Genomic DNA, 14,638 nt, shown 5'->3' with positions numbered 1-14,638 from the left:
CGAGGCCGACGCGGCGTCGTACTCGCGGCGCCGCCCGGTGCTCTGTTCGGTGGTGCGGGCTGCGGAGACGGCCAGTTGGGCCACCCGGCGGCCGTCCAACGTGAGCACCCGCAGCAGCCAGCCGGCCGGAAGCTCGGCCGGATCGGGCGCGCCGACCTCGGCGGGCTCACCCGGCACCGGCACCTCGTCGCCGGTCACCGGGAGCCGACCCAGCGCGGCCATGACGAACCCGCCCACCGTCTCGTACGGTCCGGCGGGTAGTGCCACACCGGTCCGCTCGGCGAAGTCAGCGAGGTTGAGACGGCCGTCCACCACGGCGGGCAGGCCGGCGTGAACCGGGTCCGGAGTGGCGTCGTACTCGTCGTGGATCTCGCCGATCAACTCCTCGATGAGATCCTCCAGGGTGACGATCCCGGCCGTGCCGCCGTACTCGTCGACCACCACCGCGAGGTGCTGGCCCTCCCGGCGCATCTCGGTCAGCGCGGCGAGCACCCGTTTGCTGCCCGGGAGCCGCTTCACCTCCCGGGCCAACTCGCCGACGGTGACGCACGGGTCGGCGTCGGGGCGCAGCAGCACGTCACGCAGGTGCACGAAGCCGATCACGTCGTCGTGCGTGCCGTCGGTGACCGGGTAGCGGGTGTGCGTCTCGGCGCGGACCAGTCGGGCGGCTTCGACGATGGTCAGCCGCGCCGGGAGGAAGACCACCTCGGTGCGCGGCATCATCACCTCGCGGATCAGACTGGCACCGGCCACCAGGACCTCGTCGATGATCCGCCGCTCGTCCGGGTCGAGAACCCTGTTCGCCGCGACCAGATCCCGCAGATCGGCCTCGGAGATGTGCTCCCGGCCGGCCGTCGGACCGGTCCCGAGCAGATCGGTGACGAGTCGGGTGGCGCCATCCGCGGCGCGAACCAGCACCCGGGCGACGGCCCGGGCGAGCGGGCCAGGGTCGCGGCGGGGGTGTGCCCGCGCGTGTCGCCGGAGCCCGGTACGGGCCGCTTCCCGCATGACAGAGATGGTAGACACCGTGGGCCCACCGCACCGGGGATCACGCGGAGCGGCGGGCAGATGTTCGGCTCTGTTTAATCATGAGAGATTATGATGGAATGGGGTTGACGGTGGCAGCGGCGAGAGCGCCGACCACCGCCCTAGTGTGATCACCGAAGGGCCACGTCCCGGGCGGGCCAGGCAGGAGGCAACGACGTGAAACTGCTCGTCACCGGGGGCGCCGGCTTCATCGGGAGCGTGGTGACCCGGATGCTGCTGGACGCGGGTCACCAGGTGGTCATCCTGGACGACCTGCGCACCGGCCACCGCGAGGCCCTCGCCCCGGACGCCACCCACGTGGAGGCGTCCATCCACGACGCCGCCCAGGTCATCACCGCGGCCGCCGGGTTCGACGGGGTGCTGCACTTCGCCGCCCTGATCGCCGCCGGCGAGTCGATGGTCAAGCCGGAGCTGTACTGGCAGAACAACACCATCGGAACGCTCGCCCTGATCGACGCGGTCCGGGCCGCCGGGGTGCCCCGGATGGTCTTCTCCTCCACCGCCGCCGTCTACGGCAACCCCACCGAGCTGCCCATCACCGAAAACGCGGTCAAGGCACCCACAAACACGTACGGTGCCACCAAGCTCGCCGCCGACATGGCACTCACCTCCGAGGCGATCGCGCACGGGCTGGCCGCCGTGTCGCTGCGCTACTTCAACGTGGCCGGCGCCCACCTCGACGGCGACATCACGCTCGGCGAGCGGCACGACCCGGAGACGCACCTGATCCCGATCGCGCTGGACGTCGCCGCCGGCCGGCGGGAGAAGCTCCAGCTCTTCGGAGACGACTACCCCACAGTTGACGGCACCTGCGTCCGCGACTACATCCACGTCGCCGACCTGGCCCGCGCGCATCTGCTGGCGCTGGAAGCGGCCACCAGCGGCCAGCACCGGATCTACAACCTGGGCAACGGCAACGGTTTCACCAACCGCCAGGTCGTCGACGTGGTCCGCGAGGTCACCGGGCACCAACTGCCCGTCGAGGTCGCGCCGCGCCGCGAGGGCGACCCGGCCGAGTTGGTCGCGTCCTCCGCGCTGGCCCGCGAGGAGCTGGGCTGGGTGCCGCAGAAGCCGACCCTGCACGACATGGTCGGGGATGCCTGGGCGTTCTACCGCACGCACATCCTGGGGCAGTCATGACCGACCCGAGTGGTGACGTCGCCGAGCGGGCCGCCGCCGCCTTCTCCGCGCAGTTCGGTGGCGAGGCTGCCGGCCGCTGGGCGGCCCCGGGCCGGGTCAACCTGATCGGTGAGCACACCGACTACAACGAAGGGTTCGTGCTGCCGTTCGCGCTCCCGATGCGCACCGTCGTCGCTGCCGACCGGCAGGACGGGGAGCACTGGACTGCCTGGTCCGAGCTCTCCGGCGAGGCGATCACGTTCGGCGCGGACGACGTCGCCGAACCGGGTCGAGTCACCGGCTGGGGCGCGTACGTCGCGGGTGTGGTCTGGGCGCTGCGCGAGGCCGGCCACCGGGTGCCGGGTGCCCGGCTGGCGATCGCCTCCGACGTGCCGCTGGGCGCCGGGCTCTCCTCCTCGGCCGCGCTGGAGTCGGCAGTGCTGGCTGCCCTGCTGGACCTCGGCGGGCTGGAGCTCGCCCCGGAACTACAACCCCGGCTGGCGCAACGGGCGGAGAACGTCTACGTGGGCGCGCCGACCGGCATCATGGACCAGTCCGCGGCGATCCGTTGCCGCGCTGGGCACGCCCTCTTCCTCGACTGTCGCGACGAGTCGGTCGAGCACATCCCGTTCGACCTGGACGCTGACGGGCTGGCTGTGCTGGTCATCGACAGCCGGGCGCCGCACCGCCACGCCGACGGGGAGTACGCGGCCCGCCGTCGCTCCTGCGAGGCCGGGGCCAGCGCGCTCGGCGTTGCCGCCCTGCGCGACGTGGGCGTCGACCAACTCGACGCCGCGTTGGCACAACTCGACGACGAGGAGACCCGGCGACGGGTCCGGCACGTGGTGACCGAGGACCAGCGCGTACTGGACACTGTGGCGCTGCTGCGCGCCGCCCGGGTCCGCGACATCGGCCCGCTGCTGACCGCCTCCCACGTCTCGATGCGCGACGACTTCGAGATCACCGTGCCGGAGATCGACACCGCGGTCGAGGCGGCGTTGGCGGCCGGCGCGCTGGGCGCCCGGATGACCGGCGGCGGCTTCGGCGGTTGTGTGCTCGCGCTGATCGAGGCCGACAGTGCCGACGCGGTAGCCACCGCCGTGACCGCCGCGTACGCGCAACGAGGTTTCACCGCACCCGCCACCGTGACGGTCCTCCCCTCCCCCGGCGCCACCCGCCTGCCCTGACCCGACCGCTCCCCACCCACCCGGGGGTGGAGATCGTGCTTGTTCATGGAAGTAGTGGCCTCGCCCAACGGGCGAGGCCACTACTTCCTGGAACTAGCGCGATCTTGCGGGGCCGGCGACAGGTTGGGCTAGCTGGCTTCGACGATCATGGCGGCGCCTACCGTGCGGTTGGTGGCCTCGTCGATGATGACGAAGCCGCCGGTGGTGCGGTTGCGGCGGTACTCGTCGGCCAGCAACGGCACAGTGGTGCGCAGTCGCACCCGGCCGATCTCGTTGAGCCGCAGTTCGTCGGCGGACTCGTCGCGGTGCAGGGAGTTGATGTCCAGCCGGTAGTGCAGCCCGCGCACGATCGCCCGTGCCGACCGCGTGGTGTGCTTGATCGCGTACCGGCCGCCGACCCGCAGGGGGGCCGTCTCGTCCATCCAGCAGACCATCGCCTCGATGTCCTGGGCCACCGCCGGCGCGTTGTTCGGCCGGCAGATCAGGTCACCACGCGAGATGTCGATCTCGTCGGCCAGTCGTACCGTCACCGACATCGGCGGGAACGCCTCCGGGACCGGCCCGTCGGCGGTCTCCACGGCGGCGATCCGGCTGGTGAAGCCGGACGGCAGCACCATCACCTCGTCGCCCGGCTTCAGCACGCCGGAGGCGACCTGGCCGGCGTAACCGCGGTAGTCGGTGACAGTGGTGGACTGCGGACGGATCACGTACTGCACCGGAAACCGGACGTCGACCAGGTTGCGGTCGCTGGCGATGTGCACCCGCTCCAGGTGGTGCAGCAGCGACGGACCCTCGTACCAGGGCATGTTCTCCGACCGGGTGACGATGTTGTCGCCGCGCAACGCGGAGACCGGCACCACTGTCAGGTCCGGTGCGTCGAGCTTCGCCGCGAACGCGGTGAACTCGTCGGCGATCCGCTCGTAGACCTCCTGCGACCAGTCGACCAGGTCCATCTTGTTGACACAGAGGACCAGGTGCGGCACCCGCAGCAGGGAGCAGAGGAACGCGTGCCGGCGGGACTGCTCGACAAGGCCCTTGCGCGCGTCCACCAGGATCAGCGCCAGGTCAGCGGTCGATGCGCCGGTGACCATGTTGCGGGTGTACTGGATGTGCCCCGGGGTGTCGGCGATGATGAACTTGCGCCGGGGGGTGGCGAAATACCGGTATGCCACGTCGATGGTGATGCCCTGTTCCCGCTCGGCACGCAGGCCGTCGGTGAGCAACGCCAGGTTGGTGTATTCGTCACCGCGGGCCGCGCTGACCGCCTCCACAGCGGCCAACTGGTCGGTGAAGAGCGACTTGGTGTCGTAGAGCAGCCGCCCGATCAGAGTCGACTTCCCGTCGTCCACGCTGCCGGCGGTGGCGAACCGCAGCAGGTCCATCGGCCGGGCCTCGGGGGCCGGGGCCACGATCTCGGTGCTCATCAGAAGTAGCCCTCCCGCTTGCGGTCCTCCATGGCGGCCTCGCTGACCCGGTCGTCACCGCGGGTGGCGCCGCGCTCGGTGATCCGGGTGGCCGCCACCTCCTCGATGACCTTTTCCACGGTGTCCGCGTCGGAACGGACCGCGGCGGTGCAGGAGGCGTCGCCGACGGTGCGGTAGCGCACCTGCGCCTTGAACCGCTCCTCACCCGCGCGGGGGCGGAAGAACTCGTTGACGGCGTAGAACATGCCGTCGCGCTCGATCACCTCGCGCTCGTGCGCGTAGTAGATCGACGGCAGCGGGATGCGTTCGCGGGCGATGTAGTGCCAGACGTCCAGCTCGGTCCAGTTGGACAGCGGGAAGACCCGGATCGACTCGCCCGGGTGGTGTCGGCCGTTGTACAGCGACCACAGCTCCGGCCGCTGGTTCTTCGGGTCCCACTGACCGAACTCGTCGCGGAAGCTGAACACCCGCTCCTTCGCCCGGGCCTTCTCCTCGTCCCGGCGGGCGCCTCCGAACAGCGCGTCGAAGCGGTGCTTCTCCACCGCGTCCAGCAGCACCGGCGTCTGGATCCGGTTACGCATACCGTCACCGGACTCCCGGACCATGCCGCTGGCCAGGGCCTCCGGCACGCTCGCCACCACGAGCTGCAACCCCAGCTCGGCGACCCGTTGGTCGCGGTATTCCAGGACCTCGGGGAAGTTGTGCCCGGTGTCGACGTGCATGACCGGGAAGGGGACGTTGGCCGGGGCGAACGCCTTCTGCGCGAGCCGCAGCATGACGATCGAGTCCTTGCCACCGGAGAAGAGCATCACCGGGCGTTCCATCTCGGCGACCACCTCGCGCATCACGAAGATGCTCTCCGCTTCCAAGGCGTCCAGGTGGGAGACCTGGTACGCCGCGGGGGTGGTCATGACACCGGCTCGATTCGCTCGCTCATCCGATTTCCAGACCTTTCCGGTCGGGCATGTCAAGAAAGTTCGCTCAGGCTACCCGGAATGTTTTTGCAGCGCTGCAAGCAACCGGGTGGCGAGATCCTCGCGGCAGACCAGGAGGTCGGGCAGCCGCGGATCCGCCTCGTTGTATCTCAGCGCAGAACCGTCGATCCGGGAAGCGTGCAGTCCGGTGGCCGTCGCCACAGCGATCGGGGCCGCCGAATCCCACTCGTACTGCCCACCTGCGTGGATGTACGCGTCCACCTCGCCGGTGACCACGGCGGCGATTTTCGCTCCGGCCGAGCCCATCGGCACCAGGTGCGCCCCGACGTCCTCGGCCAGATCGGTCAGGAACACCGGCGGCCGGCTCCGGCTCGCGGCCAGGCGGATCTTCCGCTCGCCGGCCGTCGCCGCCTCCACAGTCATCGGCGGGTACGCCGGCGGGTAGTCCGTGCCCAGCACCCGGTCCTGCGCCGGCAACCCCACCGCCCCGGCGACCAGCCCGTGCGGGCTCGGCGCGTTGCGCGCCCAGAGCGCCACGTGCACCGCCCAGTCCGAGCGGCCCTCCTCGGAGAACTCCCGGGTGCCGTCCAACGGGTCGACGATCCACACCCGGTCCGCGTTCAACCGCGACACCGCTCCGGTGTTCACCTCCGCCGCCCAGGCCAGCCGCGACCCCTCGTCCTCCTCGGAGAGCACCGCGTCACCCGGACGCCACTTCGCCAGCTCCGTGCGGATCAGGTCGTGCGACACCTTGTCCCCGGCCGACTTCAGCGCGCCGGCGTCGGCGAACCCCATCTCCGTGCGCAGGTCGAGCAACGCCTGCCCGGCCCGGGACGCCAACCATCGGGCGAACGCGCCATCGATCATCGGAGGACTGCTCATCTGTCCGCTCCCGTCGCCTCGCCGCGCTGCCCGCACGGGCCGATCCGCCGCGACTCGCGTCGCCGGTCGCGGCACGCTGAAAGGCGCAGACTACCGGCCCGCCGTTTCCGATTCGGGTACGCCCCGCCCGGCTCAGCTGCCGTGGTAGAGGTTCTGGGTCGGCTCCACGCCCTTGGTGATCACCGACTCCACCACGTCGGCGGCCCGATCCACCAGGAAATCGAGCTCCTTGCGCTCGGCCGCGCCAAAATCCGACAGCACGTAATCCGCCGGATCCTGCCGCCCCGGCGGGCGGCCAACGCCGAACCGCACCCTGGCGTAGTCCTTCGTCCCCAACGACTTCGACATCGAGCGCAGGCCGTTGTGCCCGCCCTCGCCGCCGCCGAACTTGATCCGCACCTGACCGAAGTCGATGTCCAGCTCGTCATGCACCGCGATCACCTGCGTCGTCGGCACCTTGTAGAACTGTGCCAAGGCCGCTACCGGTCCGCCGGACAGGTTCATGTACGTCAGTGGCTTCACCAGCACCAGCTTCGGCCCACCGAACCCCAGCCGCGCCTCGGCCACCTCGGCCACCGCCCGCTTGTGCCGGCCGAAACGCGCGCTCACCCGCCCGGCCAGCAGCTCGGCCACCATGAACCCGACGTTGTGCCGGTTGCCGGCGTACTCCCGACCCGGGTTGCCCAGGCCGACCACCAGCCACGGCCCCGCCTCGTCCGTCACGACCCGTCCCTTCCGACGCCCATCCCACCGACTCCCGATATGCCGACAGGCGCCCCCGAACGTTCGGGGGCGCCTGTCGCACAGTACGAACCGATCAGGCCTCGGTGCGCCCCTCGGTGGCCTCGGCGGCCGCCTCGGTGTCCGCGCCCTCGGAGCCCTCGGTGGTCTCGCCGACCTCGGCCTCGGCCTCGTCGGTGGCGGTCTCGATCTCGGGCAGCGTCGCCTCGAGCTGCTCAGCGGTCGGGGCGGCGGTGATCGAAGCGACGGTCAGCTCCGAGTCAACGGCCAGCTCGACGCCGGCCGGCAGCTCGACGTCACCGGCGGTCACCTGGGTGCCCGCCTCCAGGCCCTCGATCGACGCGTCGAGGTGGTCCGGAACCTTGGTGGCGTCCGCGGTCACCGAGAGAGTGTCGTGGTCGTGCACGATCAGGGTGTCCCGTGCGGCCTCGCCGGTCAGCTGGACCGGAACGTCGACGGTGACCTTCTCGCCCCGGCGGACCAGGATGAGGTCGACGTGCTCGAAGGTGTCGCGGATCGGGTCACGCTGGATCGCCTTCGGCAGCGCCAGCACCTGGGTGCCGTCGGTGATGTCGATCGCGAAGAGCTGGTTGGCACCGCCCTTGCGGATCGCGGCCGCGAACTCCCGCGACGGCAGCGCGATGTGCTTGGGCTTCTCGCCGTGGCCGTACAGCACGGCGGGCACCTTGCCGGCCCGGCGGGTACGGCGGGCACCACCCTTGCCGAACTCGGTACGGGGCTCGGCGCTGATCTTTACCTCGGACACGGGGAAACTCCTGATGCTTTTCGCTGCGGCGGCTTGTCGTCTAACGGTGCTGGGGCGAGGGGCTCGCTGGGGCTCATGCGTCATGAACGACTGCCCGGAGCACCGCGTCGATGACGGTGCCTCCGTGCGGCGCTTTTCAGCGGCCCGCCGGGCACCCTCGCCGTGGCAACCGCACCAGTCTACCCGAGCTGTTTCCAGGGTTTCCGGCAGTCCCCGATCACGGCTCAAGACCGGCGCGTCGGTGGTGCTCCCACCAGCGTGCCGGCCCCGTTTCCACCAGTTTGCCAGCCCCGCCCCGCCAGCGTGTCGAGTGGCGGAAACGGGGCTCGGGATCAGCTCAGGCCACCGAAGAGGGTGGTCACCGAGCCGTCGTCGAAGACCTCCCGGATCGCCCGCGCCAGCAGCGGCGCGATCGACAGCACGGTGAGCTTGTCCAGCTGCTTCTCCGGCGGGAGCGGCAGGGTGTTCGTCACCACGATCTCGCTGATCGAGCTGTTCTTCAGCCGCTCGGTGGCCGGGTCGGACAGCAGCGCGTGGGTGGACGCGACCACGATCTCCGCAGCGCCCGACTCCTTGAGGATGTCGGCGGCCTTGGCGATGGTGCCCCCGGTGTCGATCATGTCGTCGACGATCAGACAGACCCGGCCCTCCACCTCGCCGACCACCCGGTTGGCAACGACCTGGTTCGGCTTCATCGGGTCACGGGTCTTGTGGATGAACGCCAGCGGGCAGCCGCCCAGCCGGTCGGTCCACCGCTCGGCCACCCGCACCCGGCCCGAATCCGGCGCCACCACTGTCATCGGCCGGCCGGCGTACTTGTGCTCCACGTACTCGGCCAGGATGTCCATCGCGAAGAGGTGGTCCACCGGGCCGTCGAAGAAGCCCTGGATCTGCGCGGTGTGCAGGTCGACGGTGAGGATGCGGTTGGCGCCAGCGGTCTTCAGCAGGTCCGCCACCAGTCGGGCCGAGATCGGCTCCCGACCGCGGTGCTTCTTGTCCTGGCGGGCGTACGGGTAGAACGGCAGCACCACGGTGATCCGCTTGGCCGACCCCCGCTTCAGCGCGTCCACCATGATCAGGGTCTCCATGACCCAGGTGTTCACCCCGTGCGTGACGGACTGCACCACGAAGGCGTCCGAACCACGTACCGAGTCCTTGAACCGTACGAAGATCTCGCCGTTGGCGAACTCGTACGCGTCGGCCGGCGTCGGCGCGACGCCGAGCACCTCGCCGATCTCCTTGGCCAACTCCGGAAAGCCACGTCCGGAAAAGAGCATCAGGCTTTTGCGGTTTTCGGCGACGATGCTGCCCATGGGCCCGTCTGCTCCCGTTATGTCGGCGGTACCCGACCCGGTGGTGGTGGGTCAGGGACTATTCGGTTGCAGTATCTCCCGCGCCGGATGCGCCGCCCACCGTCTCGGTCGCCCCGTGGATTGCCTCACTGTGGCTTGCGGCACCAGTCGTACCGGACGCACCCTTCGCGTCGCGGGCCCGCTGCGCCGCCTCCGCCGCGGCAGTGCCGGCGCGCCGCTTGACCACCCAGCCCTCGATGTTGCGCTGGCGCGCCCGGGCAACGCCCATCGCCCCTGGCGGCACGTCGTCGACGATCACCGAACCGGCCGCCGTGTACGCCCCGTCACCCACCTCGACCGGTGCCACGAACATGTTGTCAGCACCCGTCCGCGCGTGGCTGCCGATCACCGTGCGGTGCTTGTTGACCCCGTCGTAGTTCACGAAGACCGACGCGGCACCGATGTTGGTCTGCTCGCCGATCGTCGCGTCGCCGACGTACGTCAGGTGCGGCACCTTGGCGCCGGCGCCGATCTGCGAGTTCTTCACCTCGACGAACGTGCCGACCTTCGCCTTCTCCGCCAACTGGGCGGCCGGCCGGAGGTACGCGTACGGCCCGACCGTCGCGCCCGCGCCCACCTCGGCGCCGACGGCGTGGCTGCGGACCACCGACGCGGCGGGGCCGACGATCGTGTCGATCAGGGTGACGTCCGGCCCGATCTGCGCGCCCGCGCCGACCACGGTGCCGCCGCGCAACTGGGTGTTCTGGTCGACCACCGCGTCCCGGTCCAGCGCGACAGTCACGTCGATCCAGGTGGTGGCGGGGTCGAGCAGGCTCACCCCGGTGCGCATCCACGCCTCGTTGATCCGGTCGCGCAGCAGCCGGCGCAGCGTGGCCAACTCCACCCGGTCGTTGCAGCCCAGCGTCTCGACATGGTCCACGGCGACGTGCACCGCCACCGGCTCGCCGGCGGAACGGAGCAGACCGAAGACGTCGGTCAGGTACTCCTCGCCCTGGTCGTTGTCGGTGGACAGCTTGCCCAGCGCCTCGCGCAGCCGCACCGCGTCGAACGCGTAGATGCCGGCGTTGATCTCCCGAATCGCGCGCTGCGTCGTGTCGGCGTCGCGTTCCTCGACGATCTGCTCCAGGTGGCCGTCGGCGTCCCGGACGATCCGCCCGAGGCCGGTCGGGTCGGGCACCTCGGCGGCCAGCACTGTGGCCGCCGCGGCGGCCTCCTCGTGGGCGGTCACCAGTGCGCCCACCGTCTCGGGTCGCAGCAGGGGCACGTCACCGTTGATCACCACGACCGTGCCGGCACCGTCCGGTACGGCCTCCAGCGCGATCCGCACGGCGTGCCCGGTGCCGAGCTGCTCGGCCTGGAGCACCGGCGTGGCGTCCGGGGCGACCTCGGACAGGTGCGCCCGCACCTGGTCGGCGCCGTGCCCCACCACGACGACGGTGCGGTCGGCGCCCAACGGGGCGGCGGCGCTCAGCACGTGACCGAGGAGTGTCCGACCGAGCAGGGGGTGCAGCACCTTGGGCAGTGTCGACTTCATCCGCTTGCCCTCACCGGCGGCAAGTACGACGACGGTACGGAGGTGGGGCTGGGGCACGACGTGGCTCCCGTCGGGACGGCGGACACTCTCGCGGCCATGCTAGCCGCGAGGCCCGGCACGTTCCCCTCTTACCCCCACCGGACCGCAAAGCGGACGTAGGTGGGCAGCTCGGCCGCCAGGGTTCGAACCTGAAATACGGGTACCAAAGACCCGGGTGTTGCCAATTACACCACGGCCGATCAGCGACGCGAGCACGTCGCATGAGGGATGGACATCCCGCCGCTACACCTTAGCGCCCCGGCCGTCGGACGCCAGCGCTCATCCCGCCGCACGGCGAGCGATCGATGCCTCGACCTTCCGGGGGTGACCGGCCCGCACCTCGGCCGCCCCCCTCCCGGGTCGGTCAGGTAGCCGCCACCGAACCGGCTGACCTGCCACTTCGGGCAGTTACGCGAAGGCGATTCAAAACTTCCCCGTGCGATCTACGGTGCCGTAAGTTACGGTGACGTAGGCGTAGCTTTGTGATCGTTACCATCCCCCTGCGAGGTCCCATGTCCACTGCTCTGCTCGATCCCAACACCGCCGGACCCGGCCCCAAACCACTCACCGACGGCAGCCAGTCCCCCGGCATCCTGGCCGCCCTCTGGGCCTTCGTGGTGATTCCCTTCGTCGCCCTGCTGGTCGCCGTGCCGGTGGCGTGGGGCGGCTGGCTGGGCTGGACCGACGTGATCATCGGCCTGGTCTGGTACGTCGTCTCCGGGCTCGGCATCACCGTCGGCTTCCACCGCTACTTCACGCACGGCTCGTTCAAGGCCAAGCGGTGGCTGCGGGTGACTCTGGCGGTCGCAGGTTCGCTGGCGGTGCAGGGCGAGATCATTCAGTGGGTCGCCGACCACCGGCGCCACCACGCGTTCTCCGACCTGGAAGGCGACCCGCACTCGCCGTGGCGTTTCGGCACCAGCTTCTGGGCGTTGACCCGGGGCCTGTTCCACGCACACGTGGGCTGGCTGTTCCGCCGGGAGCTGTCCAACCGCGGGCGTTTCGCACCGGACCTCATCGCCGACCGGGACATCAGCCGGGTCGATCGGCTCTTCCCCGCGCTGGTGGCCATCTCGCTGCTCGGCCCGGCGCTGATCGGCGGCCTGGTGACCTGGTCCTGGCAGGGCGCGCTGACCGCGTTCTTCTGGGCCGGGCTGGTCCGGATCGGCCTCCTGCACCACGTCACCTGGGCGATCAACTCGGTGTGCCACGTCTACGGTGAGCGTCCGTTCGCGATGCGCCAGGGCGACCGCGCCTCGAACTTCTGGCCGCTGGCGATCCTGTCGTTCGGCGAGAGCTGGCACAACCTGCACCACGCCGACCCGACCAGCGCCCGGCACGGCGTGCTGCGCGGTCAGGTGGACATCTCCGCGCGGGTGATCTGGTTGTTCGAGAAGACCGGCGCGGCAACGCAGGTGCGCTGGCCAAAGCCCGAGCGCCTCGCCGCCAAGCTGGTGAAGCCGGTCGCGCCCCGCTGAAACCGGGCGGTGCACGACCATGCCGCCTGGCAGGATGGCCGGGTGACCGAGCCATGCGGGGGGACCAGGCGGCTCGGCGGACGGGGAGCCGAGCCCGATCCGGGTACGGTCGAACGGCACGTCAGGGTGGTCGGACCGCCCGACAGTGAGGCGACGACGTGAACGGGCACAGCGGAGGAACCATTCCACGGCAGGGCGTCACCGAGCGCCAGCGAGGCGGCGACATGCCCGAGGTCAGCGACGACGCGTCGGCAGCTGTCGGCGGCCGACGAGCGTCGCCGACGGCGGCGGCACCGAAAGCCAAAGCCCCCTCCCGGGTCCGCATGTCGGCCGCCCAACGCCGGGAGCAGTTGATCGCGACCGGCCGGCAACTCTTCGCCGAACGCGGTTTCGACGCCACCTCCATCGAGGAGGTGGCGGCCCGCGCCAAGGTCTCCAAGCCGGTGGTGTACGAACACTTCGGTGGCAAGGAAGGGCTCTACGCGGTGGTGGTGGACCGGGAGGTCCGTGCCCTGTTGGACCGGATCACCACGGCATTGACCGCCGGGCATCCGAGGGAGCTGCTGGAACAGGCGGCGCTCGCCCTGCTGACCTACATCGAGGAGGAGACCAGCGGCTTCCGGGTGCTGGTCCGCGAGTCGCCGCTGATGTCCGGCACGGCCACCTTCAGCAGCGTCATGAACGACGTGGCGCACCAGGTCGAGCACATCCTGGGCGCCGAGTACAAGAGCCGCGGGTACGACCCAAAGCTCGCCGAGCTGTACTCACAGGCGCTGGTCGGAATGGTGGCGTTGACAGGCCGCTGGTGGCTGGAGGTGCGCAAGCCGCGCAAGGAGACGGTGGCGGCGCACCTCGTCAACCTGGCCTGGAACGGGTTGTCACACCTGGAGGCGAAGCCGACGCTGATCACCGCGCGGCGCACCTGACCCCGATCAGCTGCGGTGCACGTCGGCCACCGGGTGCTTGCGGTGCTCCAACTCCGCCTCGGCGGATTCCGGTGGGCCGACCTTGTCGTAGAGGCCGGTGCCGAGCAGGATCAGGCCGAACAGCATCGACACGACCACTGTCGACATCGAGAAGTTGAGAAAGTTCGCTCCGGTCTGCAGCACCGACATCATCAGGATGCTGGTCACCAGGAACACCACGCCCGCTGTCAGGTTTATGTAGTGGCCGAGGTTGGTACGCCGCGAGGCCCCGAAGATCAGGACGACCCCGAAGACCACCGAGGCGAGCGAGAAGGCCAGGTTGGTCCGGAGCCCGAGGGCCCAGGTGCTGTTGCGGGCAAAGAGCGGATCCCCGATCGTCTCGGCGACGCCCCAGACGCCGAAGACCAGGATGTAGACGCCGATCAGCCCGGAGAGGACCCGGTAGAGCGGCCGTGCCGGATGGTTGACCGGAAAATGCGGCATGCCCAGACCCCCTGATGTGACCGTTTCAGGGGAATTGTCGCCCAGAGCAGAGCTGGCTGTCCGGAGAACCACGATGCCGACGGGGTCCGCCGAGAGGCTGGACCAGGTCAGGTTTTCGCCGGAGCCCGAGCTGCGCAGGGATCAAGCCTGACCGCCCGGAGCTGCTCGGGCTCCGGCGAAAACCAACGGCCGCAACCGCAGAAGAAGATCAGAGAACGAGACGAGCCTTGTGGAACGCCTCCGCCTCATCCTCAGTGCCGACCTTGCCGTACATGCCGACCATGAGCAGCACCAGGGCGGCCGTCATCACCACGACCACAGTGGTGATGCTGAAGTTGAAGATGTTGGCGTCAGTCCGGATGAACGCGAGACCGGCCAGGCTGACCACCATGAGGCTGTACGCCAGCCACTGGTTGATCGCTACGTCGATGTTGCGGCCGAGCGCGGTGCCGACCAGCACGACGATCCCGAGCAGCACGCTGAGCAGCGAGAAGCCGAGGTTGGTGCCCTGACCGAGGACGCGGGTGTCGTCCTGGGCGAGGATCTCGTTGCCGGTGCTCGCGATGATGCCGAGCACACCGAAGACGACCAGGTACAGACCGGTCAGCCCGCCGATCGCCCGGTAGATCGGCCGCGCGGGGTGGTTGACGGGGGTGTGTGCCATGTCTGTGTCTCCAACGCCGTGGGGTAGGTGTCGCCGACGATTGTCTCGCATGTGGTGGTGTGACGCCGCACACGGGGCCCGGGCCGGCGCGCCCGACCGG

13 protein-coding genes, 1 tRNA gene and 1 pseudogene are annotated in these 14,638 nt (G+C 70.1%); 4 read left to right on the top strand and 11 right to left on the bottom strand.

Annotated features, from left to right (window positions below; all coding sequences use genetic code 11):
• Window positions 1-39: 39 nt before the first annotated feature.
• Window positions 40-1,008 (bottom strand): annotated as a pseudogene (locus ACLJOK_RS19765) (hemolysin family protein); the annotation flags it as partial.
• 195 nt (window positions 1,009-1,203) lie between these two features.
• Between ACLJOK_RS19765 and galE the strand changes: the two are divergent.
• The gene (gene galE / locus ACLJOK_RS19760; RefSeq protein WP_410820218.1) at window positions 1,204-2,187 is read left to right on the top strand and encodes a UDP-glucose 4-epimerase GalE; all 984 of its coding nucleotides are present in this window, start codon (window positions 1,204-1,206) and stop codon (window positions 2,185-2,187) included.
• Window positions 2,184-3,353, top strand: coding sequence for a galactokinase (gene galK / locus ACLJOK_RS19755; RefSeq protein WP_410820217.1), 1,170 nt, complete (start codon window positions 2,184-2,186; stop codon window positions 3,351-3,353). The genes galE and galK overlap by 4 nt, the downstream gene beginning before the upstream one ends.
• A gap of 128 nt (window positions 3,354-3,481) precedes the next feature.
• Here the strand turns inward: galK and ACLJOK_RS19750 are convergent, their stop codons facing one another.
• From ACLJOK_RS19750 to ACLJOK_RS19715, 8 genes are all read right to left on the bottom strand, one after another.
• The gene (locus ACLJOK_RS19750) at window positions 3,482-4,777 is read right to left on the bottom strand and encodes a sulfate adenylyltransferase subunit 1 (protein ID WP_410820216.1); all 1,296 of its coding nucleotides are present in this window, start codon (window positions 4,775-4,777) and stop codon (window positions 3,482-3,484) included.
• A complete protein-coding gene (cysD, locus tag ACLJOK_RS19745; RefSeq protein WP_091394617.1) occupies window positions 4,777-5,688 on the bottom strand; it encodes a sulfate adenylyltransferase subunit CysD in 912 nt (303 codons plus the stop codon). Before cysD ends, ACLJOK_RS19750 begins: the two co-directional genes overlap by 1 nt.
• 75 nt (window positions 5,689-5,763) lie before the next feature.
• Window positions 5,764-6,594, bottom strand: coding sequence for a 3'(2'),5'-bisphosphate nucleotidase CysQ (locus ACLJOK_RS19740; protein WP_410820215.1), 831 nt, complete (start codon window positions 6,592-6,594; stop codon window positions 5,764-5,766).
• 132 nt (window positions 6,595-6,726) lie between these two features.
• The gene (pth, locus tag ACLJOK_RS19735) at window positions 6,727-7,317 is read right to left on the bottom strand and encodes an aminoacyl-tRNA hydrolase (protein WP_410820214.1); all 591 of its coding nucleotides are present in this window, start codon (window positions 7,315-7,317) and stop codon (window positions 6,727-6,729) included.
• A 94-nt stretch (window positions 7,318-7,411) separates the two neighbouring features.
• On the bottom strand, window positions 7,412-8,101 hold the full coding sequence (locus tag ACLJOK_RS19730; RefSeq protein ID WP_410820213.1) for a 50S ribosomal protein L25/general stress protein Ctc: 690 nt from the start codon (window positions 8,099-8,101) through the stop codon (window positions 7,412-7,414).
• Window positions 8,102-8,433: 332 nt separating this feature from the next.
• Entirely contained in the window at window positions 8,434-9,414 is a 981-nt protein-coding gene (locus ACLJOK_RS19725; protein ID WP_030329105.1) for a ribose-phosphate diphosphokinase, read from the bottom strand.
• A gap of 58 nt (window positions 9,415-9,472) precedes the next feature.
• On the bottom strand, window positions 9,473-11,005 hold the full coding sequence (gene glmU, locus ACLJOK_RS19720) for a bifunctional UDP-N-acetylglucosamine diphosphorylase/glucosamine-1-phosphate N-acetyltransferase GlmU (protein WP_410820212.1): 1,533 nt from the start codon (window positions 11,003-11,005) through the stop codon (window positions 9,473-9,475).
• 110 nt (window positions 11,006-11,115) lie between these two features.
• A tRNA-Gln gene (locus ACLJOK_RS19715) sits at window positions 11,116-11,187 on the bottom strand.
• Between the two features lie 312 nt (window positions 11,188-11,499).
• Between ACLJOK_RS19715 and ACLJOK_RS19710 the strand changes: the two genes are divergently transcribed.
• On the top strand, window positions 11,500-12,465 hold the full coding sequence (locus ACLJOK_RS19710; protein ID WP_410820211.1) for an acyl-CoA desaturase: 966 nt from the start codon (window positions 11,500-11,502) through the stop codon (window positions 12,463-12,465).
• 224 nt (window positions 12,466-12,689) lie between these two features.
• Window positions 12,690-13,391 carry a TetR family transcriptional regulator gene (locus tag ACLJOK_RS19705; RefSeq protein WP_410820210.1) on the top strand — a complete coding sequence of 234 codons (702 nt, stop codon included), beginning with the start codon at window positions 12,690-12,692 and terminating at the stop codon, window positions 13,389-13,391.
• A 6-nt stretch (window positions 13,392-13,397) separates the two neighbouring features.
• Here ACLJOK_RS19705 and ACLJOK_RS19700 read toward each other — a convergent pair whose 3' ends face one another.
• Entirely contained in the window at window positions 13,398-13,874 is a 477-nt protein-coding gene (locus ACLJOK_RS19700) for a DUF4383 domain-containing protein (protein ID WP_410820209.1), read from the bottom strand.
• A gap of 208 nt (window positions 13,875-14,082) precedes the next feature.
• Complete coding sequence (locus tag ACLJOK_RS19695) at window positions 14,083-14,538, bottom strand: DUF4383 domain-containing protein (protein WP_410820208.1); 456 nt, start codon at window positions 14,536-14,538, stop codon at window positions 14,083-14,085.
• Window positions 14,539-14,638: the final 100 nt, after the last annotated feature.

It is taken from the genome of Micromonospora sp. 050-3 (genome assembly GCF_046549335.1).
GTDB lineage: Bacteria > Actinomycetota > Actinomycetes > Mycobacteriales > Micromonosporaceae > Micromonospora > Micromonospora trifolii.
This window is presented reverse-complemented; position numbering and strand designations above follow the sequence as displayed.

Bases quoted from the DNA above. Each gene is read 5' to 3' on its own strand.
- galK (WP_410820217.1), top strand. From the start codon at position 2,184: ATGACCGACCCGAGTGGTGACGTCGCCGAGCGGGCCGCCGCCGCCTTC.
- ACLJOK_RS19750 (WP_410820216.1), bottom strand. From the start codon at position 4,777: ATGAGCACCGAGATCGTGGCCCCGGCCCCCGAGGCCCGGCCGATGGAC.
- cysD (WP_091394617.1), bottom strand. From the start codon at position 5,688: ATGACCACCCCCGCGGCGTACCAGGTCTCCCACCTGGACGCCTTGGAA.
- ACLJOK_RS19740 (WP_410820215.1), bottom strand. From the start codon at position 6,594: ATGAGCAGTCCTCCGATGATCGATGGCGCGTTCGCCCGATGGTTGGCG.
- ACLJOK_RS19725 (WP_030329105.1), bottom strand. From the start codon at position 9,414: ATGGGCAGCATCGTCGCCGAAAACCGCAAAAGCCTGATGCTCTTTTCC.
- ACLJOK_RS19710 (WP_410820211.1), top strand. From the start codon at position 11,500: ATGTCCACTGCTCTGCTCGATCCCAACACCGCCGGACCCGGCCCCAAA.
- ACLJOK_RS19705 (WP_410820210.1), top strand. From the start codon at position 12,690: ATGCCCGAGGTCAGCGACGACGCGTCGGCAGCTGTCGGCGGCCGACGA.
- ACLJOK_RS19700 (WP_410820209.1), bottom strand. From the start codon at position 13,874: ATGCCGCATTTTCCGGTCAACCATCCGGCACGGCCGCTCTACCGGGTC.
- ACLJOK_RS19695 (WP_410820208.1), bottom strand. From the start codon at position 14,538: ATGGCACACACCCCCGTCAACCACCCCGCGCGGCCGATCTACCGGGCG.